Consider the following 19,138-nt stretch of genomic DNA (forward strand, 5'->3'; position numbering starts at 1 on the left):
GGCTGCGGCGCTTTTGTCCTGGGTAATTCGCACTGAGATTCCAGATTATGCGTTCTGCCATTCGGCGGGCGTGAGCGTCTTCATGCTGAGCGCGTGGATTTCCTCGCGCATGCGGTCGCCGAGCGCCGCGTAGACGAGCTGATGACGCTGGATCAGACGCTTGCCTTCGAAGGCGGACGAAACGACGGTCGCGGAGAAGTGCGTGCCGTCGTCGCCCTCGACCTCCAGATGCTCGCACGCGAGCCCGGCCAGGATGTACTGCTTGAGCTGTTCCGAAGACAACATGATGTATGGCTCCTGCTGATGTCGTGCCTGCGGGTTTGCAAGGTGCGCAGGCTGTAGTCGTTCGCTGATGCGGGCTTAGTGGCGCAGCTTGAAACCGCTCGCGAGCAGACGCATGGCGAGCGTGGCGAGCACCACGAAGAACACCAGCACGATCGAGAGGCTCACGAGCGGGTCGATGTCGGCGCGGCCGAAGAACCCATAGCGAAAGCCGTCGATCATGTAGAAGAACGGGTTGAGTCGCGACACCTCGCGCCACACGGGCGGCAGCGTATGCGTCGAATAAAACACGCCCGAAAGAAACGTGAGCGGCATGATGAGAAAGTTCTGAAACGCCGCGAGCTGGTCGAATTTTTCCGCCCAGATCCCGGCGATCAGGCCGAGCGTGCCGAGGATCGCCGAACCGAGCACCGCGAACGCCACGATGAAAAGCGGCGCGGCGAAGCTCATCGGAATGAACCAGATCGTCACGACGAACACGCCCGCGCCAACGGCGAGGCCGCGCACGATCGAGGCGAGCACGTAAGCCCCAAACATCTCCCATGCGGCGAGCGGCGGCAATAGTACGAATACGAGATTGCCCGTGATCTTCGACTGGATCAGCGAAGACGACGAGTTCGCGAAGGCGTTCTGCAGCACGCTCATCATCACGAGACCCGGAATCAGGAAGCTCGTGTATTCGACGCCCGGATACACCTCGACATGGCCGCGCAGCGCGTGGCCGAAGATCGTCAGATACAGCAGCGCGGTAATGACCGGCGCGAGCACGGTCTGGAAAGCGACTTTCCAGAAACGCAGGACTTCCTTGTAGAACAGCGTGCTGAACCCACCACCCAAGACGCTCATGCGAGACCCTCGACCACTTCAGGACCGTTCATCACCTGCAGGAAGACGTCTTCGAGGTCGGCCTTGCGGACCTCGACTTCTTCGAGCTTGCAACCGTTCGCGCGGCACGCCGCGAGAATGCGTTCGACGTCGTCGTAACTCGCGAGCCGCAGCAGATGCTGCTGACCGTTGACGTTCGACGGATCGACTTCGAGCGCGCGCAGTTCGGCGGGCAGCACGCCTTCGGAGAAACGCACGAACAGCTGCGTACCCGCGAAACGCTGCAGCAGCGAACTGGTGCGTTCGAGCGCCACCACCTCGCCGCGCCGCAACATGGCGATGCGGTCGCACAGCTCTTCCGCTTCTTCCAGGTAGTGCGTGGTGAGGACTATGGTGTGGCCTTCGCGGTTCAGGCGCGAGATGAACTTCCAGAGCGTCTGGCGCAGTTCGACGTCCACGCCGGCGGTCGGCTCGTCGAGCACGATCACGGGCGGACGGTGCACGAGCGCCTGCGCGACCAGCACGCGGCGCTTCATGCCGCCCGAGAGCGCGCGCATGTTGACGTCGGCTTTCTCGGTGAGGTCGAGATTGGCCATGACTTCGTCGATCCACGCGTCGTTGTTGCGCAGACCGAAGTAGCCGGACTGGAGGCGCAGCGTTTCGCGCACCGTGAAAAACGGATCGAACACGAGTTCCTGCGGCACGACGCCGAGATTGCGGCGGGCGTTGCGGTAATCGCTGACGACATCGTGGCCGCGCACGGCGATCGAACCCTCGTTGGCGCGCGCGAGACCGGCCAGAATGCTGATGAGCGTCGTTTTGCCCGCGCCGTTCGGGCCGAGCAGCCCGAAGAACTCGCCGTCTTCGACCGTGAAGCTGACGCCCTTGAGCGCCTGAAGCTCTTTGTAGCGCTTCTTGACGTTACGGATTTCTATGGCTGGCATGACTCAAGCGCCGTTCACTTGGATGACGGCGCGATTTGTGAATGCATCAATGCTGCGGGGAAGACCGGAATTGGGGACGGCTTGCGCGCGATTCCTGCGAACCGGCGTTGCAAACGTTGCCTGACGCTGTCAAACACGTCCCGGCGACGTCCCGGCGAAACACGCCGCGCCCAAAAAACGGTTGATTATAGGCCAAGTCGGAAACGCCCACTGACCTGGCAGGGGGAAGGCGCCGGCCCGGCTGCGCGGCATCGTGCCGCTCGAACGCTACGTGTGCATGACGGCGGCACGTACGGCGTTCGGCCAGGCGACGCGCGTCAATGTCGCTCGTGCAGGAGCGTATCGACGCCGTACGCGCGCGCGAGGGACGCGAGCGCGGGAGGCAGGTTGAGCACGGCGAGCGAGGCACCGCGTTCGCGCGCGGCACGCTGCCACGCGATGAGTACAGCCAAAGCCGACGAGTCGAATTGCGTGAGCGCCGCGCAGTCGACGGCGGTTGCGCCCGCCGCGATCTGCGCGAAGCCCGTCGAGAGCGCGGCCTTCGCGCTCTCGTGGGTCAGCATGTTGCCGGTGGCGAAGCGTTCGCTCACGAGGTCGCCTTGCCCGAAGCCAGCTGCTGGTTACGCTGCGTGAGGAACTGGATCAGGCCGTCCACGCCGCCTTGCTGGATCTTTTCCTGGAACTGCTGCTGGTACGCCTGGATCAGCCATGCGCCGAGCACGTTGATGTCATACACGCGCCAGCCTTGCGCCGTCTTGTACAGGCGGTAGTCGAGTTCGATCTGTTGGCCGTTGTTCAGCACGGTCGAGCGGACCACGACGTCGGTATCGTCCGGGTTCGCGCGGAACGGCTTGTACTGGATCTGCTGGTCGCGGACCTGGGCGAGCGCGCCCGAGTACGTGCGGATCAGCAACATCTTGAACTGGTCGATGACCTGTTGCTGCTGCTGCGGGCTGGCCGTGCGCCAGTTGCGGCCCATGGCGAGCTGCGTGGTGCGGCGGAAGTCCGTGTACGGGAGGATCTTCTCGTTCACGAGCTGGGTGATCTTGTTGACGTCGCCGGCCTGGATCGACTTGTCGGTTTTGAGCTGGTCGAGCACCTGTTGCGTGACCGTCTTGATCATCGCGTCGGGATTGCTGGTGTCTACCGTTTGCGCGAAGGCGGTACCGCCCAATCCGGCAAACGAAACAAACATGGCGAAAAGCGGATACAGAAAGAATTTTTTCATAGCGAACCCTGCAAGTTGGGGATAAGCGCCCCGTTGTGCGCAAAGATTGGAGCCAACGATATCACGCGAGTGCTATCTCGCCATGTCAAAAACTGCCAGCAAACTGGAACAAGCGTTTCTGCTTGTTACGGTGAGCTTACGTCTGACGACAGCGCGGCCGGCACGCAATCCGGAACCCGGCAGCGAGCGCCCGGCGCGGCGCCATCACGCCGCCGAACCGGGCCCACCCGCCATCAACGCAAACGCAGCATGCCCGGATAACCGAGGCGCGCGGGCGGAATCATCTGGTCGCCCGGCACGTTGGTTTGCGAGGCGCCCGCCGCCGGCGTGGCCGCGCTGTCCGGACCTTCGAGCGTGGCCGGTGCGGCGGGCGGCATGCTCGCCGCCGAGGGCGTGTCAGCACGCGCAGTGCCCGAAGCGGGCGTGGCCGCGGCCGCCGAGGAAGCGGGCGTGGCGCCCTGGGCCGCCGCACCCGCGGCCGGCGCCGCGCTACCGTCGTCGCCGCCGTCGTCGTACTTGGGCAGCGGCGCGCTGTCGCCGTAATCGGGCACGCCGCTGTCGCCCTTTGCGTGACCGTCGGAGAGCAGATAGCGGCGGCGCTGCAGGTAGGTGTTGCGCACGAACGAGTACTTGTCGATGGCCGCGCCTTCGAGCAGATCGCTCGCGCCCAGCAGGTTCGCGCGCGTGCTCACCACGTTCAGGCCGTACAGGCCCCACGAGAGCGCCGCCGGATCGACATAGCTGAGCGGATTGATGAAGTAGTTGCCGACGAGGCCCACGCCGTCACGCACCGTGCTCGGGCCGAACAGCGGCAGCACGAGGTACGGGCCGGACGGCACGCCGTAGTGGCCGAGCGTCAGGCCGAAGTCCTGGTTGTGCTTGGGCAGCTTCGCCGCCGAGGCGACGTCGAACAGACCGCCCACGCCGAAGACCGTGTTGATCACGATCCGCATGATGTCTTCGACACCGTCGGTGATCTTCAACTGCAGGAAGTTGTTCGCCGCGTTGTAGACGTCGCCGATATTCGAGAAGAAGTTCGTCACGCTCTCGCGAACCGGCTGCGGCGTGACCTTCACGTAGCCCTGAGCCACGGGCTTGAGCGCGTACTGGTCGACCTTGTCGTTGAAGGTGTAGACCGTGCGGTTGAAGCCTTCCCACGGATCGTCCTTCGACGGCGTCTGCACCGTCGAACACCCCGCCAGTGCAAGCGCGGCGACGCCAAGCGTGATGGCGCGCATGCGTGTGGTTGTCATCGTTGTATTCTCCTTATTGGGCGCTCGCGCCCGAAGCCGGCGCCGCCGCCGCTCCGGGTGCCGGCGCCGCGGCCGGTGCGGCCAGCCCCGGTGCGGGCGGCTCCGCTGCGGCGCCGCCGGACTTCGACGCGCCCGAGTCGGCCGCCTTGCTATACAGGAACTGGCCGATCAGGTTTTCGAGCACGATGGCCGACTGCGTCATCGCGATCGTGTCGCCCGCCTTGAGCATTTCCGAATCGCCGCCCGGTTCGAGCCCGATGTACTGTTCGCCGAGCAGGCCGGAGGTCAGGATCTTCGCGGACGTGTCCTTCGGAAACTGATATTGCTGGTCGAGATTGATCGTGACCAGCGCCTGGTACGTATTCGAATCGAAACCGATCGACGCCACGCGGCCCACCGTCACGCCCGCGCTCTTCACGGGCGCGCGCGGCTTGAGGCCGCCGATATTGTCGAACTTGAGCTTGACCGCGTAAGTCTGCTGGAACGAGAGCGAGCTCATGTTGCCCGCCTTCAGCGCGAGAAACAGCAACGCGACAAAACCCAGCACCACGAACAGGCCGACCCAGAAGTCGAGAGCATTCTTTTTCATCGTCATCCCAATGAGAATCCGTTGCGGCGGCGCTCAGGCGCTCGCCGCGAGGCTCGCGCCAATGCACGAGCCGAGGCTGATCAACACACTGACACTCAGCTGAACATCAACGCCGTCAGCAGGAAGTCGAGACCCAGCACCGCGAGCGACGCGTACACGACCGTCTTGGTGGTCGCGCGCGACACGCCTTCGGGCGTGGGCTTCGCCTCGTAACCTTGATAGAGCGCGGTGAACGTCACGGCGAAACCGAACACGATGCTCTTGATCACGCCGTTGCCCACGTCCTTCCACACGTCGACGCCGCCCTGCATCTGCGACCAGAACGCGCCCGAGTCCACGCCGATCAGCAGCACGCCCACCACGTAGCCGCCGAGAATGCCGACCGCGCTGAAAATGGCCGCCAGAATGGGCATGGCGATCACGCCCGCCCACATGCGCGGCGCCACCACGATCCGCACCGGGTCCACCGCCATCATTTCCATGGCGGTGAGCTGCTCGCCCGCTTTCATCAGACCGATTTCGGCGGTGAGCGAGGTGCCGGCGCGGCCCGCGAACAGGAGCGCCGTGACCACGGGGCCGAGTTCGCGCACGAGCGACAGCGCGACAAGCAAGCCGAGCGCCTGCTCGGAGCCATAGCGGTTGAGCGTGTAGTAACCCTGCAGGCCGAGCACGAAGCCGACGAACAGACCCGACACCGCGATGATCAGCAACGAATAGTTACCGACGAAGTGGATCTGCTTCGTGACAAGCCGCGGACGGCGCAACAACGGGAAGAATTCGAGCACGAGGCGCGCGAAGAATCGCGACGCGTGGCCCGCGCCCGCGATCGCGTCGAGCACGCCGCGCCCAATCGAACTGATGGCGCCAATCATGAGCGGCCTCCGCCAATGCCGAAGTCCGCGTCGAGCGGGACGTTCGTCGGGTAGTGAAAGCGGAACGGGCCGTCCGGCGCGCCGTCGATGAACTGACGCACGATCGGGTCGGTGGAGGCGCGCAACTCATCCGGCGTGCCTTCGGCCTGGACGCGGCCGTTCGCCACGAAATACACGTAGTCGGCGATGGCGAACGACTCCGGCACGTCGTGCGTGACCAGGATGGACGTGGCGCCGAGCGCGTCGTTGAGCGTGCGGATGAGGTTGGCCGTGATGCCGAGCGAGATGGGGTCGAGGCCCGCGAACGGTTCGTCGTACATCATGAGTTCGGGGTCGAGCGCGATGGCGCGGGCGAGCGCCACGCGGCGCGCCATGCCGCCCGAAATCTCCGACGGCGCGAGGTCGCGCGCGCCGCGCAGCCCCACGGCGTTGAGCTTCATGAGCACGAGGTCGCGGATCAGCTCTTCGGGCAGGTCGGTGTGCTCGCGCAGGGCGAACGCGACGTTCTCGAACACCGACATGTCGGTGAAGAGCGCGCCGAACTGGAACAGCATGCCCATCTTGCGGCGCAAGGCGTAGAGCCCGTCACGCGACTGCGCGCCGACGTCTTCGCCGCCGAACAGCACCTGGCCGCGCTGGGCGCGAATCAGGCCGCCGATCAAACGCAGCACGGTCGTCTTGCCGCCACCGGAGCCGCCCATGACCGCCACCACCTGACCGCGCTTGAAGCGCATGTTCAGGCCGGACAGAACGAGGCGGTCGCCGTAGCCGAAGTCGACGTCGCGCAGCTCCAGTAGGGTCTCGGAAGTTGGGGGCACGTGGCTGACAGTCCATTTACACGAAGGCGGGATTATAGGGCCATCGTGGAAAACCTGCCGTGGCGCGCCCCGCGTATTTGATGTAAGCCTTCCGGCCCCCGCACCCGCGCGGCTGCGCGTGGCGGAACGCCGAATGGCCACCCGGCGGGCGTCACGCGTACAGGGCGCGGCGCCTCGCTCGGGCGGGACAATTATTGCGTAAACGCGTTCTGCAACGCAGCAACGGCGGCAGCCGGGTCGGCGGCCTCGGTCACGGCGCGCACCACCGCCGCGCTGCCCGCGCCGGTGGCCAGCACCTCGGGCAGCACGGCGCCGTCGATACCGCCGATCGCCACCATCGGCACCACGCCGTCGAGCAGCTGCACGTAGCGGGCGAGGCGCGCCATGCCTTGCGGCGCGGTCGGCATCGACTTGGTGGTGGTCGCGAACACCGCGCCGCAGGCGAGGTAGCTCGGGCGGAAGTGCAGCGCCGTCAGCATCTCGAAATAGCCATGCGTGGACAAACCGAGGCGCACGCCCGACGCCGCGAGCGCGTTCAGATCGGCTTCGCGCAGGTCTTCCTGGCCGAGATGGACGCCGTACGCGCCCGCGGCCATCGCTTCCCGCCAATGATCGTTGATGAAAAGTTGCGCATTGTGGCGTTGCCCCGCCGCGACGCAGCGCGCGATTTCGTCGTTGAGCGCCGCCGATTTCGGCTGCTTGCTGCGCAACTGCACCGTTTTCACGCCGAAATCGAGCACCCGCACGACCCAGTCCGCCGTGGGCAGCACGGGATAGAGGCCGAGCTTCGCCGGGCACGGCGCGAACGGCTGCGCGGGCGCGTCGGGCAGACCGAGCACGCGCGGAAAGCGCGCGATGTCCACGGGCCACGCGTCGGCCTGCGCGTCGTCGCCGTCGCGCCAGGCCATCGCCAGCACGAGCGCGTCGTGCGGATCGAAACCGCAGTCGAGAAACGCCGCCAGCGCGGGCATCCAGTCTTCGGCGAGTTCGCCTTCCAGCGCGTAGCGCTCGCCGCCCAGATGCAGCGTGACGCGCGCGGCCTTCGGGTTGTCCGCGAGCGCTTCGATCACGCCCGCGCCTTCGGTCATCCAGCGCGCGATGCTGGCGAGATGCGGCGCGGCGTCGCTGACGACGATCAGATCGCCGCCGTTGGGCGCGTCAGGCGCGGTGAGGCAAAGCCGCCACGGCGCGTGCGTGGGCGGCCACTCGCCCAGCCGCGCGCGGATGCGCTCGGTCGCGGCGGTGAGTTCGTCGGCGGGCGGCCAGAACAGCTCGCGGCTCTTGAGTTGCAGCGTATCGGTCATCGTTGATCTCCATCCTGGTGCCAGAACGGCATGCCGACGACGGGCGTGCTCGCCACCGCCGCCTCGCGCTCGGCCATCGGCCCGGCCAGATACGCCGCGCGGCCCGCTTCCACGCCCAGCGCGAAAGCGCGCGCCATCGCCTCGGGATGCGTCGCCTGCGCGACCGCCGTGTTGAGCAGCACGCCGTCGAAACCCCACTCCATCACCTGCGCCGCGTGCGACGGCAGGCCGAGACCCGCGTCGACGATCAGCGGCACGTCGGGCAGCCGCTCGCGCAGCACGCGCAAGCCGTACGGATTGATCACGCCCTTGCCGGTGCCGATGGGCGCGCCCCACGGCATCAGCGCTTCGCAGCCCGCGTCGAGCAGGCGGCGGCCGATCACGAGGTCTTCGGTGCAGTACGGCAGCACCTTGAAGCCGTCTTTCACGAGCCGGCCGGCCGCCTCGATCAAGCCAACGGGGTCGGGTTGCAGCGTGTAGTCGTCGCCGATCAGTTCGAGCTTGATCCAGTCGGTTTCGAACACTTCGCGCGCCATGTGCGCCGTGGTCACCGCCTCGTCGACGGTCAGGCAGCCCGCCGTGTTCGGCAAGAGCGGCACGCCGTGGCGCTTGAGCAGATCGAAGAAGCCCGCGCCCGCCGAGCCGTCGTTCATCTGGCGGCGCAGCGCGACGGTGATCATGCCGGGGCGCGCGGCCGCCATCGAATCGCCGAGCGATTGCAGCGACGGATAGCGCGAGGTGCCGAGCAGCACGCGGCTCGCGAAGGTTTCGCCGTAGAGCGTGAGCGCGTCGGCGGGAGTTGGGGATGAGGTCATGACAATCGATCCTGGTGTGGCGCGAGCGCCGGAATGCACGGGAGACGCCGGATAACGACGGCGAGCGGCGCTCAGCCGCCGGCCACCGGGCTCACGACGTCGAGCCGGTCGCCCGCCTTGAGCGCGCGCGCGCCGTGCTGGCCGCGCGCCACGAAGTCGCCGTTCACGGCGACGGCGAACGGCGGACGCGCGCCGTAAGCGGTGAGCGCGTCGGCGACGGTCGCGCCTTCGGGCAGCGTGAGCGGCTTCTGGTTGATCTGGATGTCCATATGAATAGTGTTGGCGACTGACTGTTTAATACGGTGCGGTTTCTGCCGATGAATCTCGCGCAAGGCTCAGGCCGGCTCGTGCGCGCCCTGCGCGTGCAGCATCTCGCCCCAGCGCGAGGCACGGCGCAGCGTCTCGAACGAATCGGCGTCGGTGACGCGCGCATCGAACAGCGCCTGCGCGACCCGCACGGCTTCGTCGGCGACTTCGGGCGCGATCATGAAACCGTGGCGATACAGGCCGTTCAGGCGCAGCGTGGACTTGCCGTCCCAGACGAGCGCGGGCCGATGGTCGGGCAGCGTGGGACGGCACTGCGAATTGAGCTCGAGGATGCGCGCCTCGCCGAACGCCGGATGCACCGCGAACGCCGCGCTCAGCAGTTCGAGCGCGGAGCGCACGCTCACGGGCGAACGGTCCTCGCCTTCGATCTCGGTCGCGCCGATCACGTAGACGTCGTTTTCCTTCGGCGCGAGATAGAGCGGATAGCGCGGGTGCAGCAGGCGCACGGGCCGCGTCAGGCCGATGCCCGGCGCGTGCACGCGCGCGACCTCGCCGCGAATGCCGCGCAGGCCCGGCATGACCGGCTTCGCGCCCAGCCCGCGGCAGTCGATCGTCACGCGCGCACGCGGCAGATCGGTTTCGTCGACGCTCGTATGCCAGTGCGTCTGCACACCGCGCTCGGCCAGTCCCGCCGCAAGCGCCGCGAGCGCCTGACGGTTGTCGAGCTGGCCCTCGCCGTCGAGCAGCCAGCCGCGCGCGAAGCGCCCGGCCAGCGCCGGTTCGGCGGCGTCGAGCTGCGAGCCCGCGAGCGCCATGAAATGGGCATCGGCGAGTTCGCGCGGCGCGTTGGCGCGCACGCGGCGCTCGAACAGCGGCGCTTCGGTGCGATCGGCGCTGTGCCAGACCACGAGCGTGCCGTTGCGCTGGAAAAACACGGGTTCGGGCAGCTCGGCCAGAATGCGCGGCCAGCTTTCGAGCGAGGCTACGCCGAGTTCGGTGATGAGCATTTCGGCGACGGCGGCTTCGGCGAGCGGCGCGAGCATCGCGGCCGCGACCCACGCGGCCGCTTCGCCGCCCTCGGGACCGCCGCGCTCGTAGAGCGCGACGCGATGGCCCGCGCCCGCGAGGCGCCAGGCGACCAGACGGCCGCTCAGGCCACCGCCGAGCACGGCGAAGTCGGGCGTGCCGTTCGCGCCTTGCGGAGTGGCGCGGCTCATGACGGCGCTCCCGCGCGCACGGCGAACGGAATCGCGGCGCGCGCGACGAAGCTCACGCGACGCGCGGAAATGGGGGAACAAGCTGAAATAGTGGCGGTCATCGGATCCTTTCCGTACGGCAGCTGCAGACGTACCCAAGGACGAAACCGGCTGGCAAGGCCGACCGTGAGGCTGTTCCGGCGCACATGACCCGCGACGACGATGCGCGATGACGCGCGATGGTGCGGGTCCGAAGCGCCAGGCATGCCGCCCGGCGGGAAACTGGCGTTCTTCGTGCGACTTCGCGCGCATTCGCGCAGCGACAAGTCAACGAGAAGCGGAACGAGAACACCAGCCAGAACTTCTGGAAACTTCCCGCGCCGGTATTACCCGGATCGGGTGCGAAGGGTCTCTCTCAGCCTCACTGGCGGCATGCCCGGCATACCGGTGAAGCACCCCTGTTTCGTCATCGATTATTAGACCACAAAACGCGGAGCGCCCGCAAACCTCGGCGGCACGGGGCTCGCGCTCTGGCACAATCGCCGCAAGCCCTTGTTTCAGGCACGTTTCGCGGCGCTGCGGCCAGTTGGGCCGGAACGCCGCGCGGCATTGCGTGTCGATTTGGCGCGGTGCGCGCGCACGGTGAGACAATGAGTGCCGAAACCGCCCGAGGGTAACGCTACTGCGGCTACCGAGGCCACCGAGGCCGCCGCGGTCTCAACTCCGCGGTTAAGACTCCTTTAAGCGGCCGGCGACAGAATCGCTGCGAAAATCGCTGCCGGCCCAACATCAGGACGCACATGACCAACCAATCTTCCCGCGCCACGCCCGATCAGAACGAGCATCAGAAGATCACCGCGTGGAGCCTGATCAAGCCCTATTGGGTGTCCGAGGAACGCTGGATCGCCTGGGGCCTGCTCGTCGCGATCATCGTGATGAACCTGCTCGTGGTGTACATCAACGTGCGCCTGAACAGCTGGAACGCCGACTTCTACAACGCGTTGCAGAACAAGGACGTCAAGCAGTTCCCGCATCTGCTGATGATCTTCACGGGCCTCGCGTTCGGCTTCATCATCCTCGCGGTGTACGGCCGTTACCTGCGCCAGATGCTCGGTTTTCGCTGGCGCCAGTGGCTCACCACGCGCTTTCTGAACGAATGGCTCGGCAAGGGCGCGTTCTACCGCATCGAGCGCGATCGTCTCGCCGACAACCCCGACCAGCGGATCAGCGACGACCTCCAGTCGTTCGCGACCACCACGCTCTCGCTCACGCTCGACCTGCTTTCCACCGTCGTCACGCTCATCTCGTTCGTGACGATCCTCTGGACGCTCGCGGGCGCGCTCACCGTCACGCTGGGCGGCACGCCCATCGCCATTCCGGGCTACATGGTCTGGGCCGCCGCGCTCTACGCCGTGTTCGGCTCGCTCGTGATCCAGAAGGTCGGCCACCCGCTCGTGTCGATCAACTACCAGCAGCAGAAGGTGGAGGCCGATTTCCGTTTCGGCCTGATCCGCCTGCGCGAGAACGCCGAGCAGATCGCGTTCTACGACGGCATGGACACCGAGCGCAACAACACGCAAGGCCTCTTCCAGCACATCCGCGAAAACTGGTGGCGCGTGATGAAGTACACGAAGCGCCTCACCTTCGTGCTGAGCTTCTACGGCCAGATCGCCATCATCTTCCCGCTCGTGGTGGCCGCGCCGCGCTACTTCGCGGGCGCCTTCACGTTCGGCGTGCTGATGCAGATTTCGCAGGCGTTCGGCACGGTGAGCGATTCGTTCTCGTGGTTCATCAACAGTTACGCGACGCTGGTCGAATGGCGCGCCACGGTGAATCGTCTGCGCGAATTCGTGCGCGTGGTGCACTCGCCGCGCCTGAAGGAAAGCGTCTCGCCGGCCACGGAGCACGGCGGCATCAATCTGCACTTCATCGACAGCAACGAGCTGGCGACGGAACACCTCAAGCTCGCGCTGCCCAACGGCACGCCGCTCTCCACCGTGCGCGACATCGCCATCAAGCCGGGCTCGCGCTGGCTCGTGCGCGGTCCGTCGGGCGCGGGCAAGAGCACGCTGATGCGCGCGCTCGCGGGGCTCTGGCCGTTCGGCGAAGGGTCGATCGACGCGCCCGTGGACGCGCGCATGATGTTCATTCCGCAGCAGAGCTATCTGCCGATCGGCACGCTCAAGGCCGCGCTCACCTATCCCTCGCCCGCCGACGCTTACAGCGACGAGGACTGCCGCGAAGCGCTGCGCGCCTGCCGTCTGGAAGACTATGCCGAGCGCCTGGGCGAGTCGGGTCACTGGACCCGCGTGCTCTCGCCGGGCGAGCAGCAACGTCTCGCGGGCGCGCGCGTGCTGCTGCACAAGCCCGACTATCTGTTCCTCGACGAAGCGACCAGCGCGCTCGACGCCGACAACGAAGGCCGCCTCTACAAGCTCTTCGTCGAACGTCTGCCGAAGGCCGCCATCGTGAGCGTCGCGCATCGCGAATCGCTCGCGGCGTATCACCACGAAACGCTCGAAATCGAGCGCACGGCGGAGCGCGTCGCGGCATGAGCGACACGCGCGCGGATCGTGTCGTGCTGATCACGGGCGCCGGCTCCGGTATCGGCGCGGCGCTCGCGCGTCGGCTCGCCGCGCCCGGCGTGGGCCTGATGCTGCACGCGCGCGGCGCCGATTCCGCCTCGCGCGCGCGGCTCGACGCCGTGGCCGCGCAGTGCGCGCGGCATGGCGCGACCTGCGCCACGTTCGGCGCCGATCTCGCCGCAACGGGCGCGGCCGCCGCGCTCGTCGCAGCCACGCTCGCGCACTTCGGCGCGCTCGACCAGCTCGTCGCCAATGCGGGCCACGCGCAGCGGCAAACGCTCGCCACACTCGACGCCGATGCCCTCGCGCACGCGTTCGCGGCCATGCCCGCCGCCTTCGCCGCACTCGTGCAGCACGCGCGGCCCGCGCTCGAACGCTCGGCGCGCGGGCGCGTGGTTGCGCTCAGCTCGTTCGTCGCGCACCGCTATCGCGCCGACGCGCCGTTCGCGGCCACCGCCGCCGCGAAGGCCGCGCTCGAAGCGCTCGCCAAAACCGCGGCCGCCGAACTCGCGCCGCGCGGCGTGACGGTCAATTGCGTCGCGCCCGGCTACACCCGCAAGGACGCGGGCCCGACGCCCGAGAACGCGCCCGCGTGGGCGCACGCCGCCGAAGCCACGCCGCTCGGCCGCGTGGCCGACCCCACCGACATCGCCGAACTCATCGCCTTTTTGCTCGGCGACGCGGCGCGCCACATCACCGGCCAGGTGATTCATGTCGACGGCGGATTGACGCTCGGCTAGGCATTCGCGTTCTTGCGGCATCCGCCGCCGCATCGCCTGCGCTCCCTTTTCACCTCCCCCGCGCCGGCATCGTTCCGCTCCGCTGCTTCGTTCGCTTGCTATCGAAATGACGCGCCCACGCGGCCCCGCATCGCGCGCCAAAATTGTTCCCTCGCGCCGGTACCGCCTGGCACCGTAAAATACCGGGCATCCGCGCAACGCAAACGGGCGGCTTTCCATCGGCATGTTCGCCGCCGCCCTCGTCGCGCGGCCGCGGCGCCGCCAGCTTCGTTTGCCGATTGTGTCGATGGCGCGAGGTCCCTGCACGTTCACGGACCTCGACGCGCACAACAACAGGGGGATGACACGCGATGAGCACCTTTCAGTGGTTCACCGAGTTGAACGGCCGCGAGCGGCGCACGCTCTATGCGGGCTTCGGCGGCTACGCCGTCGACGCGTTCGACTTCATGATCTACTCGTTCCTGATCCCGACGCTCATCGCGAGCTGGGGCATGACGAAAAGCGAAGCCGGCATGATCGCGACGAGTTCGCTGATCTCGTCGGCGCTCGGCGGCTGGCTCGCGGGCATCCTCGCCGACCGCTACGGCCGCGTGCGCGTGCTGCAATGGACCATCGCCACCTTCGCGGTCTTCACCTGCCTTTCCGGCTTCACGCATTCGTTCTGGCAGCTGCTCGCCACGCGCACGCTGCAAGGCGTGGGCTTTGGCGGCGAATGGTCGGTGGTCACGATCATGATGGCGGAGACGATCCGCTCGCCGCAGCATCGCGCGAAAGCCGTGGGCACCGTGCAGAGCAGCTGGTCGTTCGGCTGGGGCGCGGCGGCCATTCTCTACTGGGCGTTCTTCGCGCTGCTGCCCGAGGAATACGCGTGGCGCGCGTGCTTCTGGATCGGCATCCTGCCCGCGCTGTGGATTCTCTACGTGCGCCGCAACGTGAGCGACCCCGAGGTTTTTCTCGCCACGCGCCGCGCCCGCGAAGCCGGCGAGTCTCACGGCCATTTCCTGCAGATCTTCTCGCGCACGCATCTCGCCACCACGCTGCTCGGCAGCGCGCTGTGCACCGGCATGCTCGGCGGCTACTACGCGATCACCACGTGGCTGCCGACCTATCTCAAGACCGTGCGCCATCTTTCGGTGTTCAACACGAGCGGCTACCTGATCGTGCTGATCGTGGGCTCGTTCACGGGCTATATCGTCGGTGCGATTCTCTGCGACAAGATCGGCCGGCGCGCTTCGTTCATCCTGTTCGCGATCGGCTCGTTCGCGCTCGGCATGGCCTACACCATGCTGCCGATCACGGATACGGCGATGCTCGCGCTGGGCTTTCCGCTCGGCATTGTCGTGCAGGGCATTTTCGCCGGCGTGGGCGCGTATCTGTCCGAGCTGTATCCGAACGCGATACGCGGCTCCGGCCAGGGGTTCTGCTACAACCTCGGGCGCGGCCTCGGCTCGTTCTTCCCGATCCTCGTCGGCAGCTTCGCGCAGAGCATGTCGCTCGTGAAATCCATTGGCGTGGTGGCGGGCGCGGGCTATCTGCTCGTGATCGTCGCGGCGCTGTGCCTGCCCGAAACGAAGGGCAAGGCGCTGGCCGAAGCGCCCACGCCGACACTTGCCGATTCGCCCACCGATTCTTCCACCGATTCGTCCGCCGATTTATCCGCCGATCCGGCCCACCCTCAGCGCGACACGCCGTCTGCCGGTTCCGCTGCACGATGAGCGCGAACATGCTGCAATACCGTCCGTCCCAAACTGCTCGACCGGCATGAAAACGATCGTCCTCGGCGCCGGTGTGATCGGCGTGGCAACTGCGTATTACTTGAGCGAACGAGGCTGCGACGTCACGGTCATCGAGCGGGAACCGGGCGTCGCGCTCGGCACGAGCTTCGGCAACGCGGGCGTGATCGCGCCCGGTTACGTGACGCCCTGGGCCGCGCCCGGGATGCCCGCGAAGCTCGTCAAATATCTGCTCAAGCCCACTTCGCCGCTGGTGTTCCGGCCCACGCTCGACGCCGCGCAATGGCGCTGGATCGCGCGCTGGCTACGCGAATGCGACCTCGCGCGCTTTCGCGTGAACAAGCAGCGCATGCAGCGCATCGCCTACTACAGCCGCGAATGTCTGCACGCGTTCCAGGCGACGCACGCGTTCGAATACGGCCGCAGCCAGGGTTATCTGCAACTGTTCCGCAGCGATTACGACCTCGCGCTCGCGCAACCGGCGCTGGGCGTGCTGCGCGACGCGGGCATCGTCTATCGCGAACTCGACGCCGCCGCCTGCGCGCAGATCGAGCCCGGCCTCGCGTGGTCGCGCGTGAAGCCCGTGGCCGGCATCTATCTGCCCGACGACGAAGCCGGCGACTGCGCGCGCTTCACCCGCGAGCTGCGCTCGGTGTGCGAGGCGCAAGGCGTGAACTTCCTGTTCGACACCGAAGTGCTCGCGCTCGAGTCCGAAGGCGGCAAGGTGAACGGCGTGCGCGTGCGCGCGGTGCCCGGCCGCGGCGCCGCCAACAACCGGCGCGAACGCCGCGAGCAGCGCCGCGCGCCCGCCGAAGTCCTGCGCCCCGCCGAACTCAACGAACCCGCCGACGCCACGCCGCAGACGCTCGCCGCCGACGCCGTCGTGGTCGCGCTGGGCGTGGAAAGCGCGGCGCTGGTCGCGCCGCTCGGCGTGCGCGTGCCGCTTTATCCGGTGAAGGGCTATTCGGCGACGCTGCCCGTGGTCGACGACCAGAAAGCGCCGCGCGCCGCGCTCATGGACGAGTCGCTCAAGACGGCGATCACGCGTTTCGGGCCGTATCTGCGTGTGGCCGGCACGGCGGAACTCGGCAATCATCGCGCGACGCTGCGCGAGCAGGCGCTGCAAACGCTCATGAAAGTGCTCGACGACTGGTTTCCGCACGCGGGCGCGCCTTCGTCGGCGCAATTCTGGGTCGGGCGCCGGCCGATGCTCCCCGACGGCGCGCCGCTGCTCGGCGGCTCGGGCGTGGACGGCTTGTGGCTCAACGTGGGCCACGGCTCGACGGGCTGGGCGATGTCGATGGGCTCGGGCCGCGTGCTCGCCGATCTCGTGACGCAGCGCGCGCCGGAGATCGATCTGGACGGGCTGACGTTGGGGCGGTATCGAAACTGAGCGCGTGGCGGGCGCTCAATCCAGCTTCACCACGGCAAGCGCCTCATATCGCGCGCCCTGCTTCGCGAGCGTGCTCGAATACAGCACGAGCGATTCGAAGCGCAGCGGCGCGGGCAAGGCCGTGTCTTCGCCGATGGCGGGCACCGCCGCCGCATCGCGCGGAAAGCGCGCCAACGTCACATGCGGACGAAACGCCCGCGCATCGAGCGGCAAACCCGCTTCGCCCAACAGGGCACGCACGCGCCGGTCGAGCGCCGCGAACGCCTCCGACATCGCCAGCACGGCGACCATCAGGCGCGGCGTGGCGCGCTTCGGCCAGTAATCGAGTTTCGTGACCTCGGCGCGCGGCATGGGCCGGGCGTGCGGGGCATGAATGGCGAGCCCGCGCGCGAGCGCGTCGCCCTGCTCGAACGACATCGCGCCGATGAACGCCACGGTGAGATGCAACTGCGCCTGCGGCACGCGCCGCGCGCGCGGCGGCACTTCCAGCGTGGCCAGCGCGTGGCGCGTGGGCGCATCGGGGGCGAGCGCGATGAAGCAGCGGTGCCACTGCTGCGGCTCGGCGGAATCACGATCGGTCGCGCGCGCATCGGACATGATCGGGCCGTATCGGCGAATGCGGGATCGGTCATGGTAGCGCGCCGGGCGAAAAAAAACCGGGCCACCCATGCAGGTGCCCGGTTCGACGGTGCGCCATTCACGCCTCGCGCTTCGGAACGAAACGCGAGCGCGGCGCAGAAAACTTCGCGTGTCGATTGGAGTTAGCGCTTTAGCGCTGACTCCAATCCCATATCCGCCTGTTAACGCGGCAATTCCGTGCTGCCCATCAGATACGCGTCGACGGAGCGCGCGCATTGACGGCCTTCTCTGATCGCCCACACCACCAGCGACTGGCCGCGACGCATGTCGCCCGCCGTGAACACCTTGTCCACCGACGTGTAGTACGCCTTGTCGCCTTCGGTCGCGGCGCGCACGTTGCCGCGCGCATCCTTTTCCACGCCGAACGCGTCGAGCACCGGCGAGACCGGCTGCGTGAAGCCCATGGCGAGCAGCACGAGGTCGGCCTTCATTTCGAATTCCGAGCCCGGCACTTCGACCATCTTGCCGTCCTTCCATTCGATACGCGCGGCGATCAGCTTCTCGACCTTGCCGTTCTTGCCTTCGATACGCTTGGTCGCCACCGACCAGTCGCGCGAGCAGCCTTCGTCATGCGACGACGACGTGCGCAGCTTGACCGGCCAGTACGGCCACACGAGCGGCTTGTTCTCGACTTCCGGCGGCTGCGGCAGCAGTTCGAACTGCGTGACGCTCTTCGCGCCATGACGGTTCGACGTGCCCACGCAGTCGGAGCCCGTATCACCGCCGCCGATCACGACCACGTGCTTGCCCTTGGCGAGCAACTGGTCCGGCAGCTTGTCGCCGGCATTGACCTTGTTCTGCTGCGGCAGGAACTCCATCGCGTAATACACGCCTTCGAGTTCGCGGCCCGGCACCGGCAGGTCGCGCGGCGTTTCCGAACCGCCCGCCACCACCACCGCGTCGAACTGTTCCTTCAGTTCCTCCGGCGTGACGGTTTCCTTCGCCGTGTTGCCGATATACGCCGGCAGCTCACCCTTGCCGATGAAGACGTTGGTGCGGAACGTCACGCCTTCCGCTTCCATCTGGCGCATGCGGCGGTCGATCAGCCACTTTTCCAGCTTGAAGTCGGGGATGCCGTAACGCAGCAGGCCGCCGATGCGGTCGTTCTTCTCGAACACGGTCACGTCGTGGCCGGCGCGCGCGAGTTGCTGCGCGGTGGCCAGACCCGCGGGGCCCGAACCGACGACGGCAACCTTCTTGCCCGTCTTGTGCTTCGCGACTTGCGGCGCGACCCAGCCTTCGGCCCACGCCTTGTCGATGATCGCGTGCTCGATCGACTTGATGCCGACCGGGTCGTTGTTGATGCCGAGCGTGCACGCCGCTTCGCAGGGCGCCGGGCAGATACGGCCCGTGAACTCGGGGAAGTTGTTGGTCGAATGCAGGACTTCGATCGCGTTCTTCCAGTCCTGGCGGAACACGAGGTCGTTGAAGTCCGGAATGATGTTGTTGACCGGGCAGCCGTTGTTGCAGAACGGAATGCCGCAGTCCATGCAACGCGCACCCTGGACTTTCGCGTCGGCGTCCGAAAGCGCCGCGACGAATTCCTTGTAGTGCTTCACGCGCGTGAGCGGTGCTTCGTACGCCTCATGCTGGCGCTCGAACTCGAGAAAACCGGTTGCCTTACCCATGTGGTTCTCGTCTATCTAATGTATTCA

Annotated in this window: 18 protein-coding genes, 1 pseudogene and 1 riboswitch; of the genes and pseudogenes, 4 read left to right on the forward strand and 15 right to left on the reverse strand. The window is 67.2% G+C overall.

The genetic code is table 11. The features are described from left to right. Positions 1-45: 45 nt before the first annotated feature. The 13 genes from FAZ98_RS12585 to FAZ98_RS12645 form a co-directional block, all read right to left on the reverse strand. Positions 46-285: a BolA family protein gene (locus FAZ98_RS12585; protein ID WP_407672008.1), complete on the reverse strand. Its 240-nt coding sequence runs from the start codon at positions 283-285 to the stop codon at positions 46-48. A 75-nt stretch (positions 286-360) separates the two neighbouring features. Then, positions 361-1,128 carry an ABC transporter permease gene (locus tag FAZ98_RS12590; protein ID WP_158951522.1) on the reverse strand — a complete coding sequence of 256 codons (768 nt, stop codon included), beginning with the start codon at positions 1,126-1,128 and terminating at the stop codon, positions 361-363. Beyond that, on the reverse strand, positions 1,125-2,051 hold the full coding sequence (locus FAZ98_RS12595; protein WP_158951523.1) for an ABC transporter ATP-binding protein: 927 nt from the start codon (positions 2,049-2,051) through the stop codon (positions 1,125-1,127). The genes FAZ98_RS12590 and FAZ98_RS12595 overlap by 4 nt, the downstream gene beginning before the upstream one ends. A gap of 317 nt (positions 2,052-2,368) precedes the next feature. After that, complete coding sequence (locus FAZ98_RS12600; protein WP_158951977.1) at positions 2,369-2,614, reverse strand: STAS domain-containing protein; 246 nt, start codon at positions 2,612-2,614, stop codon at positions 2,369-2,371. A 23-nt stretch (positions 2,615-2,637) separates the two neighbouring features. Further along, the gene (locus FAZ98_RS12605; RefSeq protein WP_158951524.1) at positions 2,638-3,279 is read right to left on the reverse strand and encodes an MlaC/ttg2D family ABC transporter substrate-binding protein; all 642 of its coding nucleotides are present in this window, start codon (positions 3,277-3,279) and stop codon (positions 2,638-2,640) included. A gap of 233 nt (positions 3,280-3,512) precedes the next feature. Further along, a complete protein-coding gene (locus FAZ98_RS12610; protein WP_158951525.1) occupies positions 3,513-4,532 on the reverse strand; it encodes an MlaA family lipoprotein in 1,020 nt (339 codons plus the stop codon). A 13-nt stretch (positions 4,533-4,545) separates the two neighbouring features. Further along, a complete protein-coding gene (mlaD, locus tag FAZ98_RS12615) occupies positions 4,546-5,121 on the reverse strand; it encodes an outer membrane lipid asymmetry maintenance protein MlaD (protein ID WP_158951526.1) in 576 nt (191 codons plus the stop codon). A 95-nt stretch (positions 5,122-5,216) separates the two neighbouring features. Next, entirely contained in the window at positions 5,217-5,993 is a 777-nt protein-coding gene (mlaE, locus tag FAZ98_RS12620) for a lipid asymmetry maintenance ABC transporter permease subunit MlaE (protein ID WP_158951527.1), read from the reverse strand. Continuing rightward, on the reverse strand, positions 5,990-6,811 hold the full coding sequence (locus FAZ98_RS12625) for an ABC transporter ATP-binding protein (protein WP_158951528.1): 822 nt from the start codon (positions 6,809-6,811) through the stop codon (positions 5,990-5,992). Before FAZ98_RS12625 ends, mlaE begins: the two co-directional genes overlap by 4 nt. A gap of 191 nt (positions 6,812-7,002) precedes the next feature. Next, positions 7,003-8,115: a thiamine phosphate synthase gene (thiE, locus tag FAZ98_RS12630; RefSeq protein ID WP_158951529.1), complete on the reverse strand. Its 1,113-nt coding sequence runs from the start codon at positions 8,113-8,115 to the stop codon at positions 7,003-7,005. Then, positions 8,112-8,930: a thiazole synthase gene (locus tag FAZ98_RS12635; RefSeq protein ID WP_158951530.1), complete on the reverse strand. Its 819-nt coding sequence runs from the start codon at positions 8,928-8,930 to the stop codon at positions 8,112-8,114. The genes thiE and FAZ98_RS12635 overlap by 4 nt, the downstream gene beginning before the upstream one ends. A 71-nt stretch (positions 8,931-9,001) precedes the next feature. Further along, positions 9,002-9,199, reverse strand: a complete 198-nt coding sequence (thiS, locus tag FAZ98_RS12640) for a sulfur carrier protein ThiS (RefSeq protein WP_158951531.1) — start codon at positions 9,197-9,199, stop codon at positions 9,002-9,004. 66 nt (positions 9,200-9,265) lie between these two features. Continuing rightward, positions 9,266-10,414 carry an FAD-dependent oxidoreductase gene (locus tag FAZ98_RS12645; protein WP_158951532.1) on the reverse strand — a complete coding sequence of 383 codons (1,149 nt, stop codon included), beginning with the start codon at positions 10,412-10,414 and terminating at the stop codon, positions 9,266-9,268. A 334-nt stretch (positions 10,415-10,748) separates the two neighbouring features. Then, positions 10,749-10,863, reverse strand: a riboswitch (TPP riboswitch). A 330-nt stretch (positions 10,864-11,193) separates the two neighbouring features. Between FAZ98_RS12645 and FAZ98_RS12650 the strand changes: the two genes are divergently transcribed. From FAZ98_RS12650 to FAZ98_RS12665, 4 genes and pseudogenes are all read left to right on the forward strand, one after another. Continuing rightward, positions 11,194-12,948, forward strand: coding sequence for an ABC transporter ATP-binding protein/permease (locus FAZ98_RS12650; RefSeq protein ID WP_158951533.1), 1,755 nt, complete (start codon positions 11,194-11,196; stop codon positions 12,946-12,948). Next, positions 12,945-13,718, forward strand: coding sequence for an SDR family NAD(P)-dependent oxidoreductase (locus FAZ98_RS12655; protein ID WP_158951534.1), 774 nt, complete (start codon positions 12,945-12,947; stop codon positions 13,716-13,718). Before FAZ98_RS12650 ends, FAZ98_RS12655 begins: the two co-directional genes overlap by 4 nt. Positions 13,719-14,068: 350 nt before the next feature. Further along, a pseudogene (locus tag FAZ98_RS12660) lies at positions 14,069-15,316 on the forward strand (MFS transporter); the annotation flags it as partial. Between the two features lie 163 nt (positions 15,317-15,479). Continuing rightward, complete coding sequence (locus tag FAZ98_RS12665) at positions 15,480-16,844, forward strand: D-amino acid dehydrogenase (RefSeq protein ID WP_158951536.1); 1,365 nt, start codon at positions 15,480-15,482, stop codon at positions 16,842-16,844. 15 nt (positions 16,845-16,859) lie between these two features. Here the strand turns inward: FAZ98_RS12665 and thpR are convergent, their stop codons facing one another. Further along, positions 16,860-17,441 carry an RNA 2',3'-cyclic phosphodiesterase gene (gene thpR, locus FAZ98_RS12670; protein WP_158951537.1) on the reverse strand — a complete coding sequence of 194 codons (582 nt, stop codon included), beginning with the start codon at positions 17,439-17,441 and terminating at the stop codon, positions 16,860-16,862. A 203-nt stretch (positions 17,442-17,644) separates the two neighbouring features. Continuing rightward, positions 17,645-19,111: a glutamate synthase subunit beta gene (locus tag FAZ98_RS12675; protein ID WP_158951538.1), complete on the reverse strand. Its 1,467-nt coding sequence runs from the start codon at positions 19,109-19,111 to the stop codon at positions 17,645-17,647. Positions 19,112-19,138: the final 27 nt, after the last annotated feature.

It is taken from the genome of Paraburkholderia acidisoli (genome assembly GCF_009789675.1).
In the GTDB taxonomy this organism is placed as follows: Bacteria; Pseudomonadota; Gammaproteobacteria; order Burkholderiales; family Burkholderiaceae; genus Paraburkholderia; species Paraburkholderia acidisoli.

What these genes read in the sequence shown, in the direction of transcription:
- mlaD (WP_158951526.1), bottom strand. Translation starts at nt 5,121, where the DNA reads ATGAAAAAGAATGCTCTCGACTTCTGGGTCGGCCTGTTCGTGGTGCTG.
- FAZ98_RS12585 (WP_407672008.1), bottom strand. Translation starts at nt 285, where the DNA reads ATGTTGTCTTCGGAACAGCTCAAGCAGTACATCCTGGCCGGGCTCGCG.
- FAZ98_RS12675 (WP_158951538.1), bottom strand. Translation starts at nt 19,111, where the DNA reads ATGGGTAAGGCAACCGGTTTTCTCGAGTTCGAGCGCCAGCATGAGGCG.
- FAZ98_RS12610 (WP_158951525.1), bottom strand. Translation starts at nt 4,532, where the DNA reads ATGACAACCACACGCATGCGCGCCATCACGCTTGGCGTCGCCGCGCTT.
- FAZ98_RS12600 (WP_158951977.1), bottom strand. Translation starts at nt 2,614, where the DNA reads ATGCTGACCCACGAGAGCGCGAAGGCCGCGCTCTCGACGGGCTTCGCG.
- FAZ98_RS12665 (WP_158951536.1), top strand. Translation starts at nt 15,480, where the DNA reads ATGAAAACGATCGTCCTCGGCGCCGGTGTGATCGGCGTGGCAACTGCG.
- FAZ98_RS12635 (WP_158951530.1), bottom strand. Translation starts at nt 8,930, where the DNA reads ATGACCTCATCCCCAACTCCCGCCGACGCGCTCACGCTCTACGGCGAA.
- mlaE (WP_158951527.1), bottom strand. Translation starts at nt 5,993, where the DNA reads ATGATTGGCGCCATCAGTTCGATTGGGCGCGGCGTGCTCGACGCGATC.
- FAZ98_RS12595 (WP_158951523.1), bottom strand. Translation starts at nt 2,051, where the DNA reads ATGCCAGCCATAGAAATCCGTAACGTCAAGAAGCGCTACAAAGAGCTT.
- FAZ98_RS12650 (WP_158951533.1), top strand. Translation starts at nt 11,194, where the DNA reads ATGACCAACCAATCTTCCCGCGCCACGCCCGATCAGAACGAGCATCAG.
- FAZ98_RS12645 (WP_158951532.1), bottom strand. Translation starts at nt 10,414, where the DNA reads ATGAGCCGCGCCACTCCGCAAGGCGCGAACGGCACGCCCGACTTCGCC.
- FAZ98_RS12655 (WP_158951534.1), top strand. Translation starts at nt 12,945, where the DNA reads ATGAGCGACACGCGCGCGGATCGTGTCGTGCTGATCACGGGCGCCGGC.
- thpR (WP_158951537.1), bottom strand. Translation starts at nt 17,441, where the DNA reads ATGTCCGATGCGCGCGCGACCGATCGTGATTCCGCCGAGCCGCAGCAG.
- thiS (WP_158951531.1), bottom strand. Translation starts at nt 9,199, where the DNA reads ATGGACATCCAGATCAACCAGAAGCCGCTCACGCTGCCCGAAGGCGCG.
- thiE (WP_158951529.1), bottom strand. Translation starts at nt 8,115, where the DNA reads ATGACCGATACGCTGCAACTCAAGAGCCGCGAGCTGTTCTGGCCGCCC.
- FAZ98_RS12590 (WP_158951522.1), bottom strand. Translation starts at nt 1,128, where the DNA reads ATGAGCGTCTTGGGTGGTGGGTTCAGCACGCTGTTCTACAAGGAAGTC.
- FAZ98_RS12605 (WP_158951524.1), bottom strand. Translation starts at nt 3,279, where the DNA reads ATGAAAAAATTCTTTCTGTATCCGCTTTTCGCCATGTTTGTTTCGTTT.